Raw genomic sequence first — 21,558 nt, 5'->3', positions numbered from 1 at the left:
TTTAATAACTTTCGTTATCGTTAGGGAAATCGGTAGACTTCACATCCTTTATATATCCCTGCACGGCCTCTGTCATCACTGTATGCAGGTCGGCATAACGGCGTAGGAATTTAGGAGAGAAATTTTTATTGATACCCAGCATGTCGTGTACTACAAGTACCTGTCCGTCTGCATATGGACCCGCGCCAATACCTATAGTTGGTATTGTAAGTTGTGAACTTACTGTTTTGGTCAATTCGGCTGGTATTTTCTCCAATACCATGCCAAAACAGCCTACTTCCTGAAGAAGGAGGGCATCTTTTATAAGCTTGTCCGCTTCTGCATTGTCTTTTGCCCGTACATTGTATGTGCCGTATTTATTAATAGATTGCGGCATCAGACCGAGATGTCCCATTACAGGGATACCCGCATCTATAATCTTCTTTATGTCGGGGATCACTTCTTCACCTCCTTCGATTTTCAAAGCATCTGCTCCTGTCTCTTTCATCATCCTGATAGCATATTCCAGTGATTTAAGCGGATTACCCGATACAGTACCGAAAGGCATGTCGACGATAACCAAAGCACGTTTTGCGCCGTTCATCACCGACCGTCCATGGTATATCATCTGATCGATTGTCATAGGTAAAGTGGTAATATTACCCACCATTACGTTGGAAGCTGAGTCGCCTACAAGAATAACATCCAGTCCGGCCTGATCCAGAATAGATGCCATAGAGTAATCGTAAGCTGTGAGCATTGAAATCTTTTCACCACGTTGTTTCATTTCTATCAGGCGGCGTGTTGTAACCTTGCGGTTATCCTCGGTGTATGTAGACATATCTTTTGTTTTTTAATTAATAAAAATCAGGGCAAAGTTATAAAATAAATGTAAGAATGAACCTAAAAAAAACCTTGCCAATATTACGGCATTATATATCAGTGTATTGTTATTATACTAAATGAAAATTTGCCTAAATATCAGACATAAATATTGCATTCTTCATAAAATGGATTATATTTGTTCATCAGTAATATTTTACTGATATAAAACTTTATTAACAAACTAAATTAAAAACTATGGGTTTATTTGACAAGGTGTTTAAATCAGCACCGAGCGGAGATGAGAAATTTACACAACAAGAGTCTTTCGCAGCAGTAGCATTAGCAGTGGCAGGCGCCGACGGTTCAGTATCTACACAAGAATGGAACAGTATCGTAACTTACATCAGACGTCTTCGTATCTATGACAATTTTTCGGGTCCGGCATTCGATAAATTATTCGACAAATTGTTTTCCAAGCTAAAAAAAGAAGGTCCCGGAGCATTAGTTGATGCTGCAAAAGATGGCCTGGGTGATGATCTGAAAATGACAGCGTTCGCATGTGCGGTAGATATCGCTCTTGCCGACGGGGTACTCGAAGATGATGAAAAGGATATCATTAATCAACTTGCCGAAGCATTAGCAGTAGACGAGAAAACAGCTATTTCTATCATTGAAGTAATGATTATTAAAAATAAATGTTAACCGGATTCCGGTTGCCATGAAAAAAGGATACTCTTCGATAGAGCATCCTTTTTTTATATTTATAAGTAATAATTTACTTTTTCACCTGATAACCTGCTTCTGCTGCATATTGTGCCTGAGCTACAGCTAATTCCTGGAATGATTTTGAATATTCATCCACTTTTGTCTGATATGTTTCCTGCAATTTATTTACATCTTCGATTGCGGATTCCTTGGTCAAAGTCGCAAAACCTTTTCCGGCTTCTACAACCCCTCTGAGGCTCTCATATGTTTTCAGAGCGGCTTCTTTAAATTTGTCACCACCTTTTGGAACATCCAGCGCTTTTACAATTGTTATCTCTGCATCTATTTTAGCCAAGGCACTGTCGGTTTTTGCTGCAATGGAGGCAAAGTCCTCATTATTAACTGCATTAGTCAGGTCTCCGTCATAAGAAACACTCACCTCTGTGATTGCCACATTTGCTTTGGCAATAGCGTCGTTGAATTTTACAGCATCAGGACCGCAAGAAGTCAGAACGAACAGTACAGTTAGTAAAGAAAATAAGATTCTTTTCATGTTAAGTTAAAATTTAGTAGTTTTAGAAAAAATTGACTTTGAGCAAAAATAAATAAAATAGTCCGAAATACAACAGTTTAAGATGTTAAAGCCTTTTTCTTCGCCAGAAAATCTTTTATACCTCCGATATGCTCCCTTACCTTCTTATCCGAAAATTCAAATACTTTGGTCACCAGTCCGTCAAGAAAATCACGGTCGTGCGAAACTAATATAACTGTACCATCATAGTCCAATAATGCATTTTTCAAAACCTCTTTGGTCTTCAGATCCAGATGGTTGGTTGGTTCGTCGAGAATAAGTAGGTTAACAGGCTCCAGCAATAATTTTATCATAGCTAACCGTGTACGTTCTCCCCCCGAAAGTACTTTGACTTTTTTCTCGGAATCGTCCCTGTTGAACATAAATGCACCTAGTATATTGCGTATCTGTGTGCGGATATCCCCCTCGGCAACACGGTCTATAGTCTCAAAAACGGTAAGGTCTTCATCCAATAGATCAGCTTGATTCTGAGCAAAGTATCCGATTTCTACATTGTGGCCCAGCATAATGTTACCTTCATACGGTGTTTCTCCCATTACGCATTTTACAAATGTTGATTTACCTTCTCCGTTCTTCCCGGCCAGAGCTATTTTTTCACCTCGTTCTATCATCAGGTTGGTATTTTCGAATACCAGATAATCGTCGTATTTCTTTGTCATCATATCCACCGTGAGCGGGTAATTACCTGAGCGTGTAGCCGGTTGAAAACGGATGCGTATCTGAGATTTATCTTCTTCGTCAATCTCTACCCGCTCCATTTTTTCCAATTGGCGGATACGGCTCTGAACCAAAACGGCTTTAGCTGCCTGCGCACGGAAGCGTTCGATAAATTCCTCTATTTCGGCAATCTGCTTTTGCTGGGCTTCCCAAGCATGTATTTGTTGTTGGCGGCGTTCCTGACGAAGTTCCACATATTTGGAGTAATTGACTTTATAGTCGTAAATACGCCCCATCGTAAGCTCGATGGTACGGGTGGTAACGGCATCTATAAACGCCCTGTCGTGAGAGATAAGTACAACAGCTTTAGCCTGAGTATTGATAAAGTCTTCGAGCCACCCGATAGATTCTATATCGAGATGGTTGGTAGGCTCATCTAGCAACATTACATCAGGATTCCGTAACAGAAGTTTCGCCAGTTCGATACGCATACGCCATCCGCCACTGAATTCACTCGTCATACGGTCCAGGTCGGTACGCTTAAAGCCAAGCCCAAGCAATGCCTTCTCCACTTCCCCTTCGAAGCTGATACCCTCTACCATAGCCAGACGTTCATGCGCATGGGTAAAGTCGTCGATCAGTTTGGCATAATCATCTGATTCGTAGTCGGTACGGGTTTCCAATTGCCTGTTCATATCTTCTATATTGGCTTGCAAATCGAAAATGTGAGAGAATGCCAAAGAGGCTTCCTCCCTTACCGTGCGCTCATCGGTGATTTTCATGACCTGAGGTAAATACCCTACCGTTACCCCGTCGGGGCCTGTTACCGAGCCTTTATAATGTGTATTCACTCCGGCCAGTATTTTGAGCATAGTGCTTTTCCCTGCTCCGTTTTTACCGACTAAAGCTATTTTATCTTTATCGTTTATTATATAGCTGATATTATCGAATAATACCCTGTCGCCTAATTCTACCTTTAAACTATCTACAATTAACATCTAAATTTACCTTTTTATTTTTTAGAGCTGCAAAGGTAGGAAAAAGAAACAAACAATTAGTGACAGAGAGATATAGCAGGAGAAATATTTATTATCACCACAAAGTCATTATATATTTATTAAAAATATTTACATTATTCATAAAAATAAATGCATTGTATCTAAAATATTTTCCTGTTTCATTCGTCTAAATAAATAGATGATTTAACATTTGAAATAATACGAAGATGAGTGACGATAAATATAAAAAAGACAATAAAAGACAAGATAACAAGAAAAACCTGAAAATGAAGTCCTCCGAAAAAATGGACAGTCCATATGTAAAATTAGCTATTGCTCTCGAAGAATTATGTGCCGATGATTTTCAATTTGAAGAAGATGATGCATAAAACTGATTTAACTCTTTCTTTTTCATTATAAGATTTATACATTTGTTTCTGTTGCGATTATAATAGTATTATTTATGCGGAAAGAAACTGGTGAAAAAATACAGACAGGTATCATGTGCGGGTCATTCAACCCTTTACATATGGGACATATTATGATCGCCGATTATATGTGTGCATTCGAGAACCTGGATGAAGTCTGGATGGTTGTTACTCCGCGTTGCCCCTCTGAAAAGAGTTCCGATATGGCAGATGTTGCAATACGATTGGATATTTTAACGCGTTTTTGTTTCCGGTATCAACATATACGCCCTTGTGATATAGAGTTACAATTATCCCCGCCTTATTATACGATAAATACAATAATCGCATTGAAAGAGCAGCATTCCGACCGTGAATTTGTTTTATTATTAGGTGAAGATAATTGGACAAACTTTCATTATTGGTATCGGAGCGAACAGATAAAGAAGGAAGTTCCTATATTGATTTATCCAAGAAAAGATAGTAAATCTGATGATAATCTGCCCGAAAATGTACGAAAAGTAAATGCCCCGTTGATTGAAATATCTTCTACCTTTATTAGAAATGCAATAAAGGAAAATAAAGATATCCGTAGTTTTTTACCAGTTGGAGAATATGAATATCTGATTGAAAATAAGATTTATAATAAATAAAAAACAGGATGCTGAAGTGATCTTCAGCATCCTGCAATATATCTGTACTTTCAATTAAATCAGGATAATGCTGCGATGGCCGATCCTATCAGGTTGGCATTCTTCATCTTACTGATATGAACATGTACATCGCTTAGGTTAAATTCTATCAACAGTTTGCGAAGTTCTTCCGACACCAGGTCTTTGTAGTTCTTCCCTTTACGGTCTTCACTCCAGAAGAGGCTGCCTTCAGCTACCAGATGAATTTTCTTTATAGATTTGTCATGCGATACAAGTACCATCACCAATCCGGCAAGCGACGCGGCTACCAATTGAGCCGAGCGTTTATATATCCAGCGCGATACGTCTACATATCTTTTCTTATGGATATCAGGATAATTCATGATGTTGGTCAGTTTCTGAGCATCAAATCTTTCTTCAAATTCATCACAAGGAAAAACCGATTTAAGGATTTCACCCAAATACATGCCTGATACAGCCTTTTCGAAGCGTTGCGCTCCCTTGCTGTCCGAACAGGCATCTACTTTATCATCTATCACTGTCAGGTGCGGCGGATAGAAATTGCCTGATTCCAGATTTACAGGAATCAAGCCCTCTCCCTTATATTCAGGATTCAGTTTCTTTATTTTATCAGGACGGATAAATGTAGCCATATTTGTACCCGTACCTACTATCAATCCGATATAGGCATCGTAGCTACTGTCGGTAAGACCGGCAAAAAGACTGGCGACAGTATCGTTTATTACTTTTACTTCGGTAAACTTATCACCGTTTTCCTTGTTTAGATAATCACGAAGTGGCTGACCTACAGGTTTTCCCAGCATTTCTTTGATGTCCACTCCTTTGGTCCAACGGATAAGGGAAGCATCTCCATTGAGCATAGATTCAGCCGGGTATGAGAAGCAATAGCCGATGGGCATCTTTCCTTCCATTTTTATTTCACCGATTGGATCAGCCTGCTCTTTGAACAGGTCTGCTTCAGTGAAGCCCGGAGTTTTCATTACGGACAAATCTTTTTTCCATCCGTTTTCGGGATGTATAGATGCCTTTCCGTCTACAAAATCAATTGTGGCAACACGATAGTTGGTTCCTCCTAAGTCGAGTACCAATGCCGAACCTTCTATTCCCGATGTTTTGGGATTGATGTAAGTAGGAATACATTGTATTTCGGTATTGTCTTTACCAAGACCGTTTTCTACTTTGGTTTGGAGTGATTGGGCAATTTCTTTCAGTTGCTTTGTTTTCAGTTTAAAAATGTTTTTCTTCATAGGGTATATTTATCGTTAAATTAGGCAGATTAAAATTGTTTTACAAAAATATAAATCTATCTTGAATATTGGTTATTTATATAAACATATTGACATCTGAATAACTAATTTTATTACGTCTTAACACCATGCACATTCATTTTTTTGTAAAAATGAAAATATGTTCCTACTATTTTTTAGGGCAAACCCGAGAATTGGCAACGTTTCAGTGAACAGTATTCTCACGCTAAGGTGTAAAATTCAGCTCATCACTCATTATTGTCGTATTTACGTTTATTAACTATATTTGGTTAAAACCTGACACATCTGACAGTTTTTTCATTGTTTTCATCTTGTGTATTTTATATTTGTTAACTGTATTTGGTTAAAAAGTAATAGAAGTAACGGATTTTATGGCTTTTGTAGGGGCGAATAAACATTCGCCCACAATGACTAACGGATGAAAGATGTTTCGCCCCTACAGTTTTCCCAAAAAGTAACAAAGGTAACACAGAAAACAATTAAGAATTAAGAATGAATAATTAATGCGAATCAGTAGTTGGATTTTAATGTTCTATTCTTTTCAGCTCCACTTCGTTTCGCTTAAACGTTCATTTTGGCATTGCCCAAAACGAACCAAAAGGCTAGCGCTCCGCTCCTCGGCGACCCAAAACCGTTTTGCCGTCTGAATCAAACACACGGGCTATCGCCCCGTTTGATTCTACGCCGCCTGCAACGGATTGGGTACCCCGCCTGCGTCACTAATGCGCGAGGGCTGACGCACGTGGAGCTAAAGCATGAAGATACACTGTCTTGTCGCCGCATCGCGATAACGGCCTCATTCCGCAGGCGGGGTACCCAATCCGTAAAGCGGAGGTGTAGGGCAAAATACGGTAGCTGCTGTACACGGCTGATAATCCGGCTATGGATGATTCCGTATTATTTTGCCCCACCGGAGCTGCGGTTTTGGGTCGCCGAAGGGATGCAGCCTTGATTTTTTGTTTCGTTTTGCATCAAGGCAAAATGAATTGGAGCGAAGCGGAAATCGGCGGAGCCAAATACAAGCCGGCTGGCGCGTTAGAAAAAAACGAACGTTAAAATGTTTCAATAAATATTTTGCAATACTTACTTGTTAAAAGGTAACAAAAGTAACAGATATTTCAACTATTAGCTGATAGCTTCTAGTCGTTAGCGGTGCGAAGCGACAAAACTCGTAATTTATTATATTGTTTACGTTTATTAACCATGTTTAGTTAAAACCTGACACATCTGACAACTTTGTTACAAGATATACCGCCCCTACAGTTTTTCCAAAAAGTAACAAAGGTTACACATATATCAGTTAACAACTTGTATCTCGTATAATTTTTCGTTCTTCACTTATTCCAATATTTCAAAGAGCTGTAAGCTAACAGCTAAAGGCTAATAGCTTACTATATAGATAAACTTTTTCAAAAAAATAATTTTCGGGTTTACCCTGATATTTATTATACCCTAATGTCTTGATTTAAAAAATATTGCTATATTTGCGATAACCTATTTAATCACAAGATACACATTCTGGCACATATATTCAAACCTTAAAATATTCAACTACAAACATGGAAAAGAAAGGTGTTAACAGAAGAGATTTCCTCCGGCTTTCGGCAACAGTGGGTGCCGGTGCCCTGATTGTTCCCGGAACTACTGCGTCTACGTTAAGTAAGACAACACAGGCAAAAATGAATGAAATACCTTTGCGTACATTGGGGCGTACAGGTGTTAAACTACCTATTTTGAGTATGGGAGTTATGCGTGCCGATAATCCGAATGTAGTGAGAGCTGCTTATAATTCGGGTATTTTTCATTTCGATACGGCACATGGTTATCAGAATGGGCGTAACGAAGAGATGTTGGGTAATTTCTTCGAAGGTAAACCGCGCGAAAGCTATTTTCTGGGGACAAAAGTTAAAATTGACTACCCATTGAAGCCTGATTTTGAGCAAGACCTGAATACTAAACTGGAACTAAGCCTCAAGCGCCTCAAAATGGAATATGTGGATATCTTCTATGCACATGCCTACAGCGATGTGGAAGAAGTTTCGGACGAGAGGATAATTGCAGCTCTCAGTAAAATAAAAGAAGAAGGCAAAGCCCGTTTTATAGGTTTTTCCACTCACGCTCATAAACCGGAACTAATAGATGCAGCTATAAAGGCAGGAATATATGATGTATTACTCATCAGTTATAATTTTAAGCTGAATAACCTGAAAGAAACGGACGACGCTGTCAAACGTGCTGCCGAAGCCGGTATCGGTATAGTGGCAATGAAAACAATGACAGGTGGAGTGGAGGATGCCGATGGCAAGAAAAAAATCAATGCTCAGGCTTGCCTGAAATGGGCATGGAAAAACGAACACATAACAACGGCTATCCCCGGATTTTCCAATTATGACGAGTTCGATGAATGCCTTGCTGCTGCGCAAAGTCCGGAACTCACATCGGGCGAACAGGAATATCTGGCAGCCCTATGCGATAAGGAAATGATGTTCTGCCAGCAATGTAATAAATGTGTGGCTCAATGTACCGAACATCTCCCTATCCCCGACATTATGCGTGCGTATATGTACACCTACGGATATAAATATTCACAACTGTCGAAGGAGACGCTTACAGAGCTAAATCTGGCAGAAAATGTCTGTTCCGGCTGTAACTCATGCGCTGTAGACTGTCCATCGGGTTTTAATGTGTCGCAAAAGATAGCGGCGATTACACCTGTGATGCGTGTGCCCAACGAATTCTTAACTTAATTACGAGATAATATATGAAAATCTTAAAGTGTATTATTGTCTTCCTTTTCTGTATGGTATATTCCCTTTCGGCTCAGACACCTGCTGAGTTGAAAGCGTGGCTTCCAGCAACTGAAGGTTGGACAATTTCGGATAAAGTTGAAGTTTTCAGTCCTGAGAATCTGTTCGACCGCATCAACGGTGCGGCGCCTTTATATTTGGAGAATAATTTCAGGGAAATGACACAAATGGAATACACCAAAGGTGACGACTATATCTCTATACAGGCATACCGTCATGCGAGCCCGGAAGATGCATTCGGAATGTATGCATCGGAACGTTCGTCCGAACTGACATTTTTTCCTATCGGGGGAGAAGCACAGGGGGACGATTCAGGTATTTTCTTTTTTGCAGGCAATATATATGTGAAAATGTGGAGCAGTGCACAGGAAAATGTTTCGGAAACGATGAGAGCGATAGCTGCACATTTGGCCGGAAATATCGATGCTACAGTTGGTTATCCACCTGTTGTAAACGCTTTTCCTAAAGAAGATATGATTCCGCATACCGAAACATATGTCACAGCTAATTATATAGGTCATACTTTTCTCAATATGGTTTATACGGCTAAATACAAGATAGATAACAAAACATTTCAGGCGTTTGTTGTCGATGCTAAGTCGGCAGACGGGGCAAAAGATATTTTGAATAAATATTTTACCTTTACAAAACAGCCTTTAGACTTTGTTGAGGGAAATCTGATAATAAAAGATCGCTATAATGGCGATATACCTGCTGTCTGGAAAGGCCAGTATATAATAGGTGTATTTTCCGAAAATGGAGATAAGATAGCCGGAGTGGATATTATTCTGGGAAAAATAGCCGGAGCGCTTTAAATATGAAATACATTTAAGAAGCTGTTTGAGTTATATTGCCTGCCTGTTTTGAGCTGATTTAAGATAGATTTTTAGCATTTTTATCGCGGGTTTAGCGGGCTAAACCAAGAGAAAAAGGTTAAAAAGATGCTTAAAACGGCCAAACAGAGGCTGGCAAAGGTTGTTAAAAGTTTATTTTTATTTATTCCGGTATAATTCAAACAGCTTCTAACAATCATAGAATAAAAGCTTAATGAAAAACTTCATTGAGCTTTTATATTTTTCAGAGAAAACCCTTTGTGTAATTTTTTGTTTACCAATGTGAATAAAGACTAAAATTACGCTTCACTATTAAACCTTTTTATTTACTTATCGTCACATTTTCCGAGAGTAGAATTTAGAGGCCCGAAATAGAAAACGTTTTCATTAAGCAATGAGAAGAAGCAAATTTACATTGATTATGACATTGCGAAAAAAAACGACAGATGAAATTGAATATTTACTATGAATAGAAAAACGAAAATAGCACTTGTCGTTGTCATTGTGCTACTTATTGCCGGAATGGCATTTTATCCTAAAATAAAGGAAATCGTATCGCCTGGAGAAGAAATAAGCCCTACTATACAAGACAGTAGTCCGGGTGGAAACAGGCTACGGAATACTTTGAATGTAAACGCGATGATATTGAAGCCGGATAATCTCACCGAAACGATTCGGGAAAAGGGCTTGCTTATACCTGACGAAGAAGTAGATTTGTCGTTTGAAACTTCAGGAAAAATCACGGAAATACATTTCAATGAAGGATCCAATGTGCGAAAAGGGCAATTACTGGCTAAAGTAAATGATAAACCACTACAGGCCGAGTTAAAAAAACTGAAGGCGCAAGTTCCTCTGGCACAAGACCGTGTGTTCCGTCAAAAAGCCCTGTTGGCAAAAGATGCCGTGAGCCAGGAAGCGTATGAGTCTGTGAATACGGAACTGGATAAGTTGATGGCTGATATCGAACTTACCGAATCACGAATTGCACAAACCGAACTCCGTGCTCCATTCGATGGCATTGTTGGTTTACGTCTGGTCAGTGAAGGTACATATGCCTCTCCGTCCACGATTGTGACGCGCCTTACCAAAATATCACCGCTGAAAGTCGAGTTCTCGGTGGGTGAAGCCTATGTAAACAATATAAAAGCCGGCACACCCATCACTTTTACATTCGACAACGACCTCAGTACATACGGGGCCACTGTATATGCGGTGGAGTCGAATCTCGACAAAGTCACACTGACACTAAAAGCACGTGCTTTATATCCCAATGTAGGCGGACGCCTCAAACCGGGTTTATCTACAAATATAGAAATAAGACTACAGGAAATAAAGAATACCATCGTTGTTCCCAGTTTATCCACTATTGCAGAAATGGGGCGCGATATAGCCTATATATATAAAGAAGGAAAGGCTCATCAGGTAACATTGAAAAAAGGAATGCGGACAGCAGCTTCGGTTCAGGTACTCAATGGCTTGAGCGTAGGCGACACTTTGCTTGTTACGGGAGTGATGCAATTGAGAGACGGACTACCTGTGACAATAGATAATTTTGTGGACAATAATTAAATATAATTTCAAGATTTCAAATTCTTAGATTTTATAATTTAAATAAATCTTGATATTGGAAATCCTGAAATCAGAAATCAATAACTGATGACAATATCCGAAATAAGTATTAAACGCCCGGTGCTGGCAACAGTATTTGTATTGGTCATATTCCTGTTGGGTATGATTGGATATACATATTTGGGCGTACGTGAATATCCCAATATAGACAATCCCATTATCTCGGTTAACGTTACCTATCCCGGTGCAAACGCTGAAATTATAGAGAACCAGATAACCGAACCACTTGAACAGAACATTAATGGTATCCCTGGCATCAGGTCACTGACCAGTAGTAGTAGTCAGGGCTCGTGCCGTATAACGGTGGAGTTTGAACTTTCGGTGGATTTGGAGACAGCAGCGAATGATGTGCGAGACAAAGTATCACGTGCGCAGCGATATCTGCCCCGTGATTGCGATCCGCCTACTGTATCGAAGGCAGATGCCGACGCCAATCCGATTATTCAGATCAGTATTCAGAGTGAAAAACGTTCTTTGCTGGAACTTAGTGAAATAGCAGAACTGACAGTAAAAGAACGTTTACAGACAATACCAAATGTGAGTGCCGTGGAAATATGGGGGCAAAACCGTTATTCGATGCGTCTTTGGCTCGATCCTGTAAAAATGGCCGCGTATGGTATTACTCCTATGGATGTAAAAAATGCCGTTGATCGTGAAAACGTGGAACTGCCTTCGGGAAGTATAGAGGGCGATGCCCTGGAGCTTACTATCCGCACATTAGGTCTGATGCAGACACCGGAAGAATTTAACAATATGATTATCAAAGAAGATAATTTTAATGTGGTACGTTTCAAAGATGTAGGTACAGCCGAACTGGGCACGGAAGATCAGCGCAGTCTCATGCGCCGTAATGGGGTACCGGCCGTAAGTACCGTCATCATTCCTCAACCGGGTGCAAATCAGATAGAAATATCGGACGAAGCAATGATACGTCTCGAACAATTGAGAAAAGACTTGCCTGAAGATGTATTTATCGATGTGGCTTTTGATAATACTAAATTTATACGCGCATCGATAGCCGAAGTGGAAGAAACCGTATATATTGCCTTTGCTCTTGTGGTTATCATAATCTTTCTCTTCCTGCGCGACTGGCGTGTAACTCTTGTGCCATGCGTGGTAATACCCGTATCGCTGGTAGGTGCGTTTTTTGTAATGTATGTAGCCGGATTCTCCATTAATGTGCTATCCATGCTTGCTGTGGTACTTGCTGTGGGGCTGGTGGTCGACGATGCCATTGTGGTCACGGAGAACATATATCTGAAAATAGAAGAAGGAATGTCCCCTAAAGAGGCTGGGATAGAAGGCTCGAAAGAAATATTCTTTGCTGTGATATCAACTACTATTAGCGTAGTAGCCGTATTTTTTCCTATCGTATTCCTTGAAGGAATGACAGGGCGGCTTTTCCGCGAATTTAGCTTCGTAATTGCCGGAGCCGTGCTCATATCAGCCTTTGTAGCCCTGACATTTACCCCGATGCTCTCTACCAAATTGTTGAAAAAAGAAGAAAAGCCTAATTGGTTTTATAGAAAGACCGAGCCGTTTTTCAACGGATTGATGAACGGATATCATAACGCCCTGCATAAGTTTTTGAGCATAAAAGTGATCATATGGCCTATTATTATCATTACATTGGTGTCAATTGTATATCTGATGAAGGTTATCCCGTCCGAAATGGCACCGTTGGAAGACCGCTCACAGATAACAATCAGAACCAGCGGGCCTGAAGGTTCTACTTATGAATATATGAGGAATTATACCGAAAAAATAGCAGTCATAGCCGATTCTGTAGCTCCCGAAAGACTCATAAATACGATGCGTGTATGGACTGGGGGAGGTAACGTGAACCTCAATTTATCCGGTATTAAAGAAAGGGACAGGAGCCAGATGCAAATAGCTGATGAACTCTCCAAAGCTGTAAGAAAGGAAACGGGGGCCCGTACCTTTGTTCAGCAGCAATCTACATTCGGAGGACGGCGTTCCAGTATGCCTATACAATATGTGTTGCAGGCGCCTAATATTGCTAAACTGGAGGAATTTATCCCGCTGTTTATGCAGAAAGTGCAGGAAAGTCCCTTATTCCAAATGGCAGATGTAAACCTCAAATTCACCAAGCCTGAAACGCGGATAATCATCGACCGCAATAAGGCCGCCGTATTGGGTGTCAGCACGAGAGATATCGGGCAAACACTCCAGTATGCGCTCAGCGGGCAGCGTATGGGCTATTTCTACATGAACGGAAAACAATACCAGATACTAGGTGAGATAAACCGTCAGCAACGGAATACACCGGTCGATTTGAAATCGATATACCTTAAAAATCTTACGGGTAGTATGATTCAGTTAGGTAATCTGGTAAAATTGGAAGAAAGCGTGGCTCCTCCGCAGCTTTATCGTTACAATCGCTTCAACTCGGCTACAATATCCGCCGGACTCTCTCCGGGTGTGACTATAGGTGCCGGACTCAACGAAATGGACCGCATAGCCAAAGAAACACTCGATGATACTTTCCGTACAGCATTGGCCGGAGACTCGAAAGATTTCAGGGAAAGCTCATCCAGTCTGATGTTTGCATTTGTACTGGCTATATTGCTTATATTCCTTATTTTGGCCGCGCAGTTCGAAAGTTTCAAAGATCCGTTCGTTATCATGCTTACCGTTCCGTTGGCTATTGCAGGGGCGTTGCTGTTTATGTACATAAAAGACATCTCGATGAATATTTTCAGCCAGATCGGGATTATCATGCTCATTGGTCTGGTAGCCAAAAATGGTATTCTTATCGTTGAATTTGCCAACCAGCGGCAGGAAGCCGGAATGAGTAAGCTTGAAGCCATACAGGGTGCGTCAGTACAGCGTCTGCGTCCAATCCTTATGACAAGTTTCTGTACCGTGCTGGGGCTGTTGCCTCTTGTATTTGCAAGTGCTGAAGGTGCAAACGGACGTATGGCAATGGGAGTGGCTGTTATCGGTGGGATGATGGTATCTACCTTGCTGACAATATTTATTGTACCTGCCATGTATTTGTATATTTCGACAGATAGAGGAAAGAAGAAAGAAAAAGAAGACGCAAAGATTGCTGTTAATGGTTAATGTATTATATCACAATATTATATGAAAAAATATTTATTCGCTATATTACTGTTATTTATATTACCTACCGTATCTCAAGCTCAAAATATTTATGACCTGAGCAGGTGTATACAGGAGGGATTAATGAATAACTATGACATTCGTATATCGAGAAATAATGAGCAAGTATCCGATAATAATATGACTATCGGGAATGCCGGATATTTACCTACGGTAGATCTTACAAGCGGCTACTCGGGTACATCGAACAATGTAAAGCAGAAACTGGAGTCGGGAGAGACGAGTACAAACAATGGCGTGAATAATCAGAATCTCAATGCAGGTATAAATCTTAACTGGACTATTTTTGACGGATTTAATATACAGACAAATTACAACCGGCTGAAAGAGTTGCAGCAAATGGGTAAACTGGATACACAGCTTACTATCGAAACCTTTATCGCAGATATTACTTCCGAATATTATAATTATATACAGCAAACCATCCGCCTGAAAAACCTGAAATCGGCAGTGAAATTATCGAAAGAGCGCTTGCGGATAGTAGAAGCCCGTTATGAAATAGGAGCAGGTTCACGGCTGGATATGCAGCAGGCGCGTGTAGACTTCAACAGTGACAGTTCACAGTTAATCAAGCAATATGAAGTGCTGTACACGTCCCGTGTATTGCTGAATAAGCTGATGGCTCAGAAGAAGATAGACCAGATGATAGAAACTAAGGATTCGGTTATTATATACAACGAGTTTCTCGACCAGAACGATATAATGCAGGGTATGCTTTCTAACAATACATTCTTGCTGTTATCCGACAAAAATAAGAAACTAAGTGTATTGGATCTGAAGACTGTCCAGAGTGAGAATTATCCATATCTGAAGTTCAATGCAGGATATGGCATCACAAAGAATATTTACAATACAGGAACCATAGATAATCAGCGCACATTGGGACTTAATTATGGATTTACAGTAGGGCTTAACTTATTCAGTGGTTTCAACCGTAAGAGAAAACAACGAAATGCCAAAATCGAAATAGAAAACAGGCAACTGGAATATGAACAAACCACTCTGTCGCTGAAAGCTGATCTGGCCAATATGTGGATGGCTTACCGTAACAATATAGAGTTGACCAATCTGGAAAAGGAGAATGTGGAAACTGCCCGTGAAAACCACGAAATAGCGATAGAACGCTATAAACTTGGTGACCTGTCGGGTATAGAACTCCGGGAGGCGCAAAACAGTTTACTGGAAGCGGAAGAACGTCTCGTGCAAGCTGAATTTAATACAAAACTGTGTGAAATTTCCCTGATGCAAATCAGTGGTCAGGTTTTGAAGTATATGGATGCTGATAATTGATTTTAAAGGAGTATTCTATATCCTGAGCGCTTTGAAATTGGATTTACGGATGTGAGAATCATTGTTTCTCGGTCAGATATTTCCAAAAGCGTTTTGGCATATGCTGACGTTGCAGTTTCAGATTGATCCGCTCTTTTATTGTCATCGATTTGAAGTATCCTTTCCATAATTCCTGAAACATCTTCTCGTCTTCTGCCATCAGGTTCTCATCTAATTTACCGCTCAGCAGATGTTCATCGTTATCGAGAGTCATTTCCACTACTGTGTGCAGATCGTAGTAAAAGCCATATCTGCGCTTTAGATCATAAATAACCCATTTCTGGTCCGAAAAACGGTCCCTGAAATGTTCTATCGCCAGAGGCAGTGCATTATGACGGGGTGATATAGCCGAGAAGAAAATATCATCGGCTGCTTTCTGAAAGCGTACGAATTGTTTTATATATAATTCCTCATGGGAAACCTTTCTGGCCAGTTGGTGCAGTTTGAGTACATCCTCATCCCCAAAATTGGTTTCGATAGATATTTTACTGTCAAATGATTTCCTGATAAACCGGAACAGTAGTTCGTCACTTCCTTCTTCTTCCGATAACCATGCATATGTCACCATATTCTGCGCTCCTTTACTTAGTTTATTTTGAAGGGAAGTCCATACCCGGGTAGCTTTATCTTCCTGAGTGGTTATGGTATGACTGTCTTCCATAAACATAGGTGCAATCTCTCCTTCACCTAATAGTCTGTCGGGAAAAGTTTTCCGGCTATAAGCGTCGAAGATTGCGGTAAGTAAACCTTCAAATGTTTTATCGTAAAAAAAGACAAGCAATGTTTTAATAAGGAATTAAGAATGAATAATTAAGGATTCAGGCTCTTAATCGGGGAAAAGGATTGATAGCTGTTTGTCGTCTATTTTCTTTTTCTTCGGTTCTGTAAGAATTTTGCGAACATATTCCGGGGTTGCTTCATTGACAGTGTACATTGGCAGCTCATTGCATGTAATGAAATATTGCGCCTTCTTCATTACCACACCTATCTTTTTCAGTTGCGATGCATTTATCCGGCCATGCCTGCGTGACATCACGATAAATTGCGCGGACTTTACGCCAATACCCGGCACACGAAGGATCATTGCATAATCCGCCTTATTTATATCTATCGGGAATGCTTCGGGATGCCGGAGCGCCCAAGCCAGTTTTGGATCGATTTCTAAGTCGAGGTCGGGATAAGCATCATCTACAATTTCATCGGCACGGTATTGATAAAACCGCATAAGCCAGTCAGCCTGATAGAGACGGTTCTCTCTCACCAAGGGAGCTTGTTTCAGGGCAGGTAAACGGTTGTCATAACTATTCACCGGAATGAACCCCGAATAATAAACCCTCCGCATCTGCGTTTGCTGATAGAGGATCGACGATACCCGTAGAATGTCCTTATCCTTTTCGTTTGTGGCACCCACAATCATCTGTGTGCTTTGTCCTGCCGGAACAAAACGGGGTGCAGAACGGAATTTGCGACGGTCTTCGATACTCTGCTGCATACCTATTTGTATATAGCGCATCGGTTTATATACGCTGCGGTGATCTTTTTCGGGAGCCAGCAGTTTCAGTTTCGCTTCGGTGGGTATTTCCAGATTCACACTCATACGATCTGCATAAAGTCCGGCTTCACTTATCAGTTCCTGACTCGCTCCGGGAATACTTTTCATATGTATGTACCCGTTGAAGCGGTATACCGTGCGCAGGTCTTTGACTACCCGCACCATACGCTCCATTGTATAGTCGGGATTATTGATGACACCCGAACTAAGGAAAAGCCCCTCTATGTAATTGCGACGGTAGAATTCGATGGTGAGTTCCACCAATTCCTGTACGGTAAACGTTGCCCGGCGAATGTCGTTTGTTCTGCGGTTTATGCAGTATGCACAATCATAGATGCAAAAGTTTGTAAGCATGATTTTAAGCAGGGAAACACATCGTCCATCTTCTGTAAAACTATGACAAATACCCATTCCGCCGACAGTATTTCCCAGCCCGCCCGCTTTGTTTTTACGGACAGTACCACTGGAAGAGCAGGAAACATCGTACTTCGCTGACTCTGCCAATACTTTTAGTTTTTCGAGTACATTATCATTCATCTTATTACAAAGGAAAGCATTTAAGATGACAGATTTGTATCAAATAATATTAAAATTTGATATGATGTTGAAAAGTAAACAGGCTTATATTATTGTCGAGAATTATATGTATTTTTAACCTGAAATTTTAACATTATATATTCAAATCTATAAAAAACTGGTTGTCTAAATATAAAGCAATATGAGATATATATTCCATATAGTTTTTCTTTGTATATTCCTTTTATCTTGTACCAGAGGCGGGCAATCGGTATCTGAGGATGATATGTTTATAAGCCAATTGGATAGTGCGATATCTAAATACATGAACGATTCTATTTATTATACGAACTGGGTATACCCGGTAGAAAAGAATATATGGACAGGTACTTTCAAAGGAGAAAGCGGCTACTTGAAGAAGCTGGACGCATTGGAATTAATTAAACTTGCGGGAGGGAACGGTGTTATACGTTCCGAATCATCGTACATTGACTTTACTCGTTGGGATGAAGTGAAAGAAAGTGAAGTAATGGCTAAGTATTATAAGGACAAACATGTGGGACGCTATATGGTGTATGTCGATAACAAAGCATGTTCTTTTCCTGATAATATGGTACTTCAGGTAGATATAATAAATAAAACGATTGACCGAAAGACATTTCCATCCGGCAATTATAATTGTTGCTGGCAGGGACAATTCGATGGGTTCAAAAAAGTTGGCGAATACTATTATATTCGGTCATGTGGTACAGGTAGCGGATATTGCGCTGCAGATATTCATCTTTTTAGAGACCTGAAAAAAGTGCCGGAGAATCCTATTGCTGAATACACATGGTCATCCGGCTTTGGTGACTTTCCGTATTTGTGGTTAACCACCACTGAAATGGAATTAACATTAGACGGAGTGAAATTTAAATACAAGTATGAAGAGGGAGAAATTGTAGATGTCGATACTACAACAAGCGTTTTGAAAGCAATAAAAACACTCCGTTTTACTATAGATTATATACTCGTCGATAACAGATGGACAGCAAAAGATAGTACGATGTTGAAAGCTATAAATTTACCTTTTTGATAGATGAAAGTTCAATAATTGTAGAAATTTATCAGATTTAAGCCTTAAAAGTTTATCTTTGTGGCTTCAAAAATTTAACTGAAAAATATTTATTATGAAACCTACTTTGTATGTACTAGCTGCCGGTATGGGAAGCCGCTATGGCAGTCTTAAACAAATGGACGGGCTTGGACCTAACGGTGAAACGATCATGGACTATTCCATTTATGACGCCCTTAGAGCAGGGTTCGGAAAAGTTGTTTTTGTTATCCGTAAATCATTTGATAAGGACTTCCGTGAAAAAATCGTTTCCAAATATGAAAACCATATTCCGGTAGAAGTAGTTTATCAGGAACTGGATAATCTGCCAGAAGGATTTGAACTGCATCCCGACAGACAAAAACCATGGGGGACAAATCATGCCGTAATGATGGCGAAAGATGTTATCAAAGAACCATTTGCTGTTATCAATGCCGACGACTTTTACGGCCGTGAGAGCTACGCTATCCTGGCTGAGCAACTAAATAAAATGAATGGTACCGAAAACCATTATTGTATGGTAGGCTATCGTTTGAGCAATACATTGTCTGAAAGCGGGGCAGTAGCCAGAGGTGTTTGCGAAACAGATGACAATCATTTTCTGAAAAGCGTGGTTGAACGTACGCACATCGAACGCAAAGATGGAAAGATACAATATAAAGATGCTGAAAATTACTGGTTCGAGATTCCGGAAAACGCTCCGGTATCGATGAATATGTGGGGATTTACTCCTGATTATTTCGAGCATTCTGAAAAGTATTTTGTCAAATTCCTTGAACAAAATGCAGGTAATCACAAGGCTGAATACTTTATCCCATTGATGGTAGACCACCTTATAATAAATAAAACAGCCGATGTGAAAGTTTTGGATACTCCTTCCAAATGGTTTGGTGTTACATATGCCGAAGACAGGGCAGGAGTAGTGGAGAAATTACAAAAGCTGGTAGAAAAAGGAGAGTATCCAAGCCCATTGTGGAAATAATGCGGATTAGGTTATTTTATCTTTTTTAGGCACTTAATATCGTATAAATTTGTTACTTTTGTAACGATTAAAGGATTTATTCTATTCATAATTATTATAAATAAAAAATTCAAAAACAATGGTAAGTTACAAAGACTTGGGATTAGTAAACACTAAAGAAATGTTTGCTAAAGCAGTAAAAGGCGGATATGCAATTCCTGCGTTCAATGTTAACAACATGGAGCAGTTGCAGGCTATCGTTCAGGCTGCTGCTGAAACAAAGTCACCGGTTATCGTACAGGCATCTAAAGGTGCTCGTCAATATGCAAACCCTATCTTGTTGCGTTATATGCTTCAAGGTGCTGTAGAATATGCAAAAAGCTTAGGTTGGGAAAAGCCGCAAATCGTACTTCACTTAGACCATGGCGATACTTTCGAAACTTGTAAAGACTGTATCGATTCAGGATTCTCTTCTGTGATGATCGACGGTTCTCACCTTCCATATGATGAAAATGTAGCTCTTACTAAAAAAGTAGTGGAATATGCTCATCAGTTCGATGTGACAGTTGAAGGTGAACTAGGTGTATTGGCAGGTGTAGAAGACGAAGTGTCTGCAGAACACCACACTTATACAAAACCTGAAGAAGTAGTGGATTTCGTTACAAAAACAGGATGTGATTCTTTGGCTATTTCTATCGGTACTTCTCACGGAGCAAACAAATTTACTCCGGAACAATGTACAAGAGATGCTAACGGTCACCTTGTTCCGCCTCCATTGCGTTTCGACGTGTTGGAAGGATGTGAAAAAGAACTTCCGGGATTCCCTATCGTACTTCACGGAGCATCTTCTGTACCACAGGAGGAAGTTGAAACTATTAACAAATACGGCGGCGCACTAAAAGATGCAATCGGTATTCCTGAAGAGCAACTTCGTAAAGCTGCAAAATCAGCAGTGTGCAAAATCAATATCGACTCTGACAGCCGTCTTGCAATGACTGCTGCGGTACGTGAAGTATTTGCTACTAAACCGGGCGAATTCGATCCTCGTAAATATCTTGGACCAGCTCGCGATAACATGAAGAAACTATACAAGCATAAAATTGAAGCAGTGCTTGGTAGTGCAGGAAAAGCTTAATACTAATAAGCCTAGATAATAGAAAGAAGCTGTCCCGGTGGGGCAGCTTCTTTTGTTATAATAAGTAATCATTTCAATCTGTAGCTGAGATTATTATTGTCGTATAAAATTGTTGGATTTTTTTCAGCTCCACTTCGTTGCGCTTAAACGTTCATTTTGGCATTGCCCAAAAGTAAGCAAAAGGCTAGCGCTTCGCTCCTTGGCGACCCAAAACCGTTTTGCCGTCTGAATCAAACACACGGGCTATCGCCCCGTTTGATTCTACGCCGTCTGCAACGGATTGGGTACCCCGCCTGCGTCACTAATGCGCAAGGGCTGACGCACGTAGGGCTAAAGCATGAAGATACACTGTCTTGTCGCCGCATTGCGGTAACGGACTCGTCCCGCAGGCGGGGTACCCAATCCGTAAAGCGGAGGTGTAGGGCAAAATAGGGTAGCTGCTATACACGGC

At 40.3% G+C, this 21,558-nt stretch carries 19 protein-coding genes; 13 read left to right on the top strand and 6 right to left on the bottom strand.

Annotated elements, in window-relative coordinates:
* Position 1: 1 nt before the first annotated feature.
* Complete coding sequence (gene panB / locus HMPREF9455_RS08805; RefSeq protein WP_006799304.1) at positions 2 to 820, bottom strand: 3-methyl-2-oxobutanoate hydroxymethyltransferase; 819 nt, start codon at positions 818 to 820, stop codon at positions 2 to 4.
* Between the two features lie 239 nt (positions 821 to 1,059).
* Between panB and HMPREF9455_RS08800 the strand changes: the two genes are divergently transcribed.
* Complete coding sequence (locus HMPREF9455_RS08800) at positions 1,060 to 1,506, top strand: tellurite resistance TerB family protein (RefSeq protein WP_006799303.1); 447 nt, start codon at positions 1,060 to 1,062, stop codon at positions 1,504 to 1,506.
* Positions 1,507 to 1,579: 73 nt separating this feature from the next.
* On the opposite strand, the gene HMPREF9455_RS08795 is transcribed toward HMPREF9455_RS08800, so the two are convergent.
* A complete protein-coding gene (locus tag HMPREF9455_RS08795) occupies positions 1,580 to 2,062 on the bottom strand; it encodes a hypothetical protein (RefSeq protein WP_006799302.1) in 483 nt (160 codons plus the stop codon).
* Between the two features lie 77 nt (positions 2,063 to 2,139).
* Entirely contained in the window at positions 2,140 to 3,756 is a 1,617-nt protein-coding gene (locus HMPREF9455_RS08790; RefSeq protein WP_006799301.1) for an ABC-F family ATP-binding cassette domain-containing protein, read from the bottom strand.
* Positions 3,757 to 3,983: 227 nt separating this feature from the next.
* Between HMPREF9455_RS08790 and HMPREF9455_RS21365 the strand changes: the two genes are divergently transcribed.
* Both HMPREF9455_RS21365 and nadD read left to right on the top strand, forming a co-directional pair.
* Positions 3,984 to 4,145, top strand: coding sequence for a hypothetical protein (locus tag HMPREF9455_RS21365; RefSeq protein WP_006799300.1), 162 nt, complete (start codon positions 3,984 to 3,986; stop codon positions 4,143 to 4,145).
* Between the two features lie 74 nt (positions 4,146 to 4,219).
* A complete protein-coding gene (gene nadD / locus HMPREF9455_RS08785) occupies positions 4,220 to 4,816 on the top strand; it encodes a nicotinate (nicotinamide) nucleotide adenylyltransferase (RefSeq protein WP_006799299.1) in 597 nt (198 codons plus the stop codon).
* Positions 4,817 to 4,875: 59 nt separating this feature from the next.
* On the opposite strand, the gene HMPREF9455_RS08780 is transcribed toward nadD, so the two are convergent.
* Positions 4,876 to 6,084: a hexokinase family protein gene (locus tag HMPREF9455_RS08780; protein WP_006799298.1), complete on the bottom strand. Its 1,209-nt coding sequence runs from the start codon at positions 6,082 to 6,084 to the stop codon at positions 4,876 to 4,878.
* Between the two features lie 903 nt (positions 6,085 to 6,987).
* On the opposite strand from HMPREF9455_RS08780, the gene HMPREF9455_RS21360 reads away from it, so the two are divergent.
* The 6 genes from HMPREF9455_RS21360 to HMPREF9455_RS08755 all read left to right on the top strand — a co-directional run bounded on the left by HMPREF9455_RS21360 (position 6,988) and on the right by HMPREF9455_RS08755 (position 15,811).
* A complete protein-coding gene (locus HMPREF9455_RS21360) occupies positions 6,988 to 7,161 on the top strand; it encodes a hypothetical protein (protein WP_157256596.1) in 174 nt (57 codons plus the stop codon).
* Between the two features lie 503 nt (positions 7,162 to 7,664).
* The gene (locus HMPREF9455_RS08775; protein ID WP_006799297.1) at positions 7,665 to 8,852 is read left to right on the top strand and encodes an aldo/keto reductase; all 1,188 of its coding nucleotides are present in this window, start codon (positions 7,665 to 7,667) and stop codon (positions 8,850 to 8,852) included.
* A 14-nt stretch (positions 8,853 to 8,866) separates the two neighbouring features.
* On the top strand, positions 8,867 to 9,727 hold the full coding sequence (locus HMPREF9455_RS08770; RefSeq protein WP_006799296.1) for a DUF6599 family protein: 861 nt from the start codon (positions 8,867 to 8,869) through the stop codon (positions 9,725 to 9,727).
* Between the two features lie 483 nt (positions 9,728 to 10,210).
* On the top strand, positions 10,211 to 11,314 hold the full coding sequence (locus tag HMPREF9455_RS08765; protein ID WP_006799295.1) for an efflux RND transporter periplasmic adaptor subunit: 1,104 nt from the start codon (positions 10,211 to 10,213) through the stop codon (positions 11,312 to 11,314).
* An 87-nt stretch (positions 11,315 to 11,401) separates the two neighbouring features.
* Positions 11,402 to 14,461 (top strand): efflux RND transporter permease subunit, encoded by a 3,060-nt coding sequence (locus HMPREF9455_RS08760; RefSeq protein ID WP_006799294.1) that lies wholly within the window; start codon positions 11,402 to 11,404, stop codon positions 14,459 to 14,461.
* Positions 14,462 to 14,482: 21 nt separating this feature from the next.
* A complete protein-coding gene (locus HMPREF9455_RS08755) occupies positions 14,483 to 15,811 on the top strand; it encodes a TolC family protein (RefSeq protein WP_006799293.1) in 1,329 nt (442 codons plus the stop codon).
* 58 nt (positions 15,812 to 15,869) lie between these two features.
* On the opposite strand, the gene HMPREF9455_RS08750 is transcribed toward HMPREF9455_RS08755, so the two are convergent.
* Positions 15,870 to 16,631 (bottom strand): TIGR03915 family putative DNA repair protein, encoded by a 762-nt coding sequence (locus tag HMPREF9455_RS08750; RefSeq protein WP_006799292.1) that lies wholly within the window; start codon positions 16,629 to 16,631, stop codon positions 15,870 to 15,872.
* A gap of 45 nt (positions 16,632 to 16,676) precedes the next feature.
* On the bottom strand, positions 16,677 to 17,939 hold the full coding sequence (locus tag HMPREF9455_RS08745) for a putative DNA modification/repair radical SAM protein (protein ID WP_006799291.1): 1,263 nt from the start codon (positions 17,937 to 17,939) through the stop codon (positions 16,677 to 16,679).
* 181 nt (positions 17,940 to 18,120) lie between these two features.
* Here HMPREF9455_RS08745 and HMPREF9455_RS08740 point away from each other — a divergent pair, with 181 nt between their 5' ends.
* The 4 genes from HMPREF9455_RS08740 (at position 18,121) to HMPREF9455_RS21355 (ending at position 21,539) form a co-directional block, all read left to right on the top strand.
* Entirely contained in the window at positions 18,121 to 18,993 is an 873-nt protein-coding gene (locus HMPREF9455_RS08740) for a hypothetical protein (protein WP_006799290.1), read from the top strand.
* A gap of 94 nt (positions 18,994 to 19,087) precedes the next feature.
* Positions 19,088 to 19,993: a sugar phosphate nucleotidyltransferase gene (locus tag HMPREF9455_RS08735; RefSeq protein ID WP_006799289.1), complete on the top strand. Its 906-nt coding sequence runs from the start codon at positions 19,088 to 19,090 to the stop codon at positions 19,991 to 19,993.
* Between the two features lie 118 nt (positions 19,994 to 20,111).
* On the top strand, positions 20,112 to 21,107 hold the full coding sequence (locus HMPREF9455_RS08730) for a class II fructose-bisphosphate aldolase (RefSeq protein ID WP_006799288.1): 996 nt from the start codon (positions 20,112 to 20,114) through the stop codon (positions 21,105 to 21,107).
* Between the two features lie 156 nt (positions 21,108 to 21,263).
* Positions 21,264 to 21,539: a hypothetical protein gene (locus HMPREF9455_RS21355; protein ID WP_148401867.1), complete on the top strand. Its 276-nt coding sequence runs from the start codon at positions 21,264 to 21,266 to the stop codon at positions 21,537 to 21,539.
* The last annotated feature ends 19 nt before the right edge of the window (positions 21,540 to 21,558 follow it).

The organism is Dysgonomonas gadei ATCC BAA-286, assembly GCF_000213555.1.
Lineage (GTDB): Bacteria > Bacteroidota > Bacteroidia > Bacteroidales > Dysgonomonadaceae > Dysgonomonas > Dysgonomonas gadei.
This window is presented reverse-complemented; position numbering and strand designations above follow the sequence as displayed.

What these genes read in the sequence shown, in the direction of transcription:
- HMPREF9455_RS08775 (WP_006799297.1), top strand. Translation starts at nt 7,665, where the DNA reads ATGGAAAAGAAAGGTGTTAACAGAAGAGATTTCCTCCGGCTTTCGGCA.
- panB (WP_006799304.1), bottom strand. Translation starts at nt 820, where the DNA reads ATGTCTACATACACCGAGGATAACCGCAAGGTTACAACACGCCGCCTG.
- HMPREF9455_RS08795 (WP_006799302.1), bottom strand. Translation starts at nt 2,062, where the DNA reads ATGAAAAGAATCTTATTTTCTTTACTAACTGTACTGTTCGTTCTGACT.
- HMPREF9455_RS08740 (WP_006799290.1), top strand. Translation starts at nt 18,121, where the DNA reads ATGAGATATATATTCCATATAGTTTTTCTTTGTATATTCCTTTTATCT.
- nadD (WP_006799299.1), top strand. Translation starts at nt 4,220, where the DNA reads ATGCGGAAAGAAACTGGTGAAAAAATACAGACAGGTATCATGTGCGGG.
- HMPREF9455_RS08735 (WP_006799289.1), top strand. Translation starts at nt 19,088, where the DNA reads ATGAAACCTACTTTGTATGTACTAGCTGCCGGTATGGGAAGCCGCTAT.
- HMPREF9455_RS08755 (WP_006799293.1), top strand. Translation starts at nt 14,483, where the DNA reads ATGAAAAAATATTTATTCGCTATATTACTGTTATTTATATTACCTACC.
- HMPREF9455_RS08760 (WP_006799294.1), top strand. Translation starts at nt 11,402, where the DNA reads ATGACAATATCCGAAATAAGTATTAAACGCCCGGTGCTGGCAACAGTA.
- HMPREF9455_RS08790 (WP_006799301.1), bottom strand. Translation starts at nt 3,756, where the DNA reads ATGTTAATTGTAGATAGTTTAAAGGTAGAATTAGGCGACAGGGTATTA.
- HMPREF9455_RS21365 (WP_006799300.1), top strand. Translation starts at nt 3,984, where the DNA reads ATGAGTGACGATAAATATAAAAAAGACAATAAAAGACAAGATAACAAG.
- HMPREF9455_RS08745 (WP_006799291.1), bottom strand. Translation starts at nt 17,939, where the DNA reads ATGAATGATAATGTACTCGAAAAACTAAAAGTATTGGCAGAGTCAGCG.
- HMPREF9455_RS08780 (WP_006799298.1), bottom strand. Translation starts at nt 6,084, where the DNA reads ATGAAGAAAAACATTTTTAAACTGAAAACAAAGCAACTGAAAGAAATT.
- HMPREF9455_RS08730 (WP_006799288.1), top strand. Translation starts at nt 20,112, where the DNA reads ATGGTAAGTTACAAAGACTTGGGATTAGTAAACACTAAAGAAATGTTT.
- HMPREF9455_RS08765 (WP_006799295.1), top strand. Translation starts at nt 10,211, where the DNA reads ATGAATAGAAAAACGAAAATAGCACTTGTCGTTGTCATTGTGCTACTT.
- HMPREF9455_RS08770 (WP_006799296.1), top strand. Translation starts at nt 8,867, where the DNA reads ATGAAAATCTTAAAGTGTATTATTGTCTTCCTTTTCTGTATGGTATAT.
- HMPREF9455_RS08800 (WP_006799303.1), top strand. Translation starts at nt 1,060, where the DNA reads ATGGGTTTATTTGACAAGGTGTTTAAATCAGCACCGAGCGGAGATGAG.
- HMPREF9455_RS21360 (WP_157256596.1), top strand. Translation starts at nt 6,988, where the DNA reads ATGGATGATTCCGTATTATTTTGCCCCACCGGAGCTGCGGTTTTGGGT.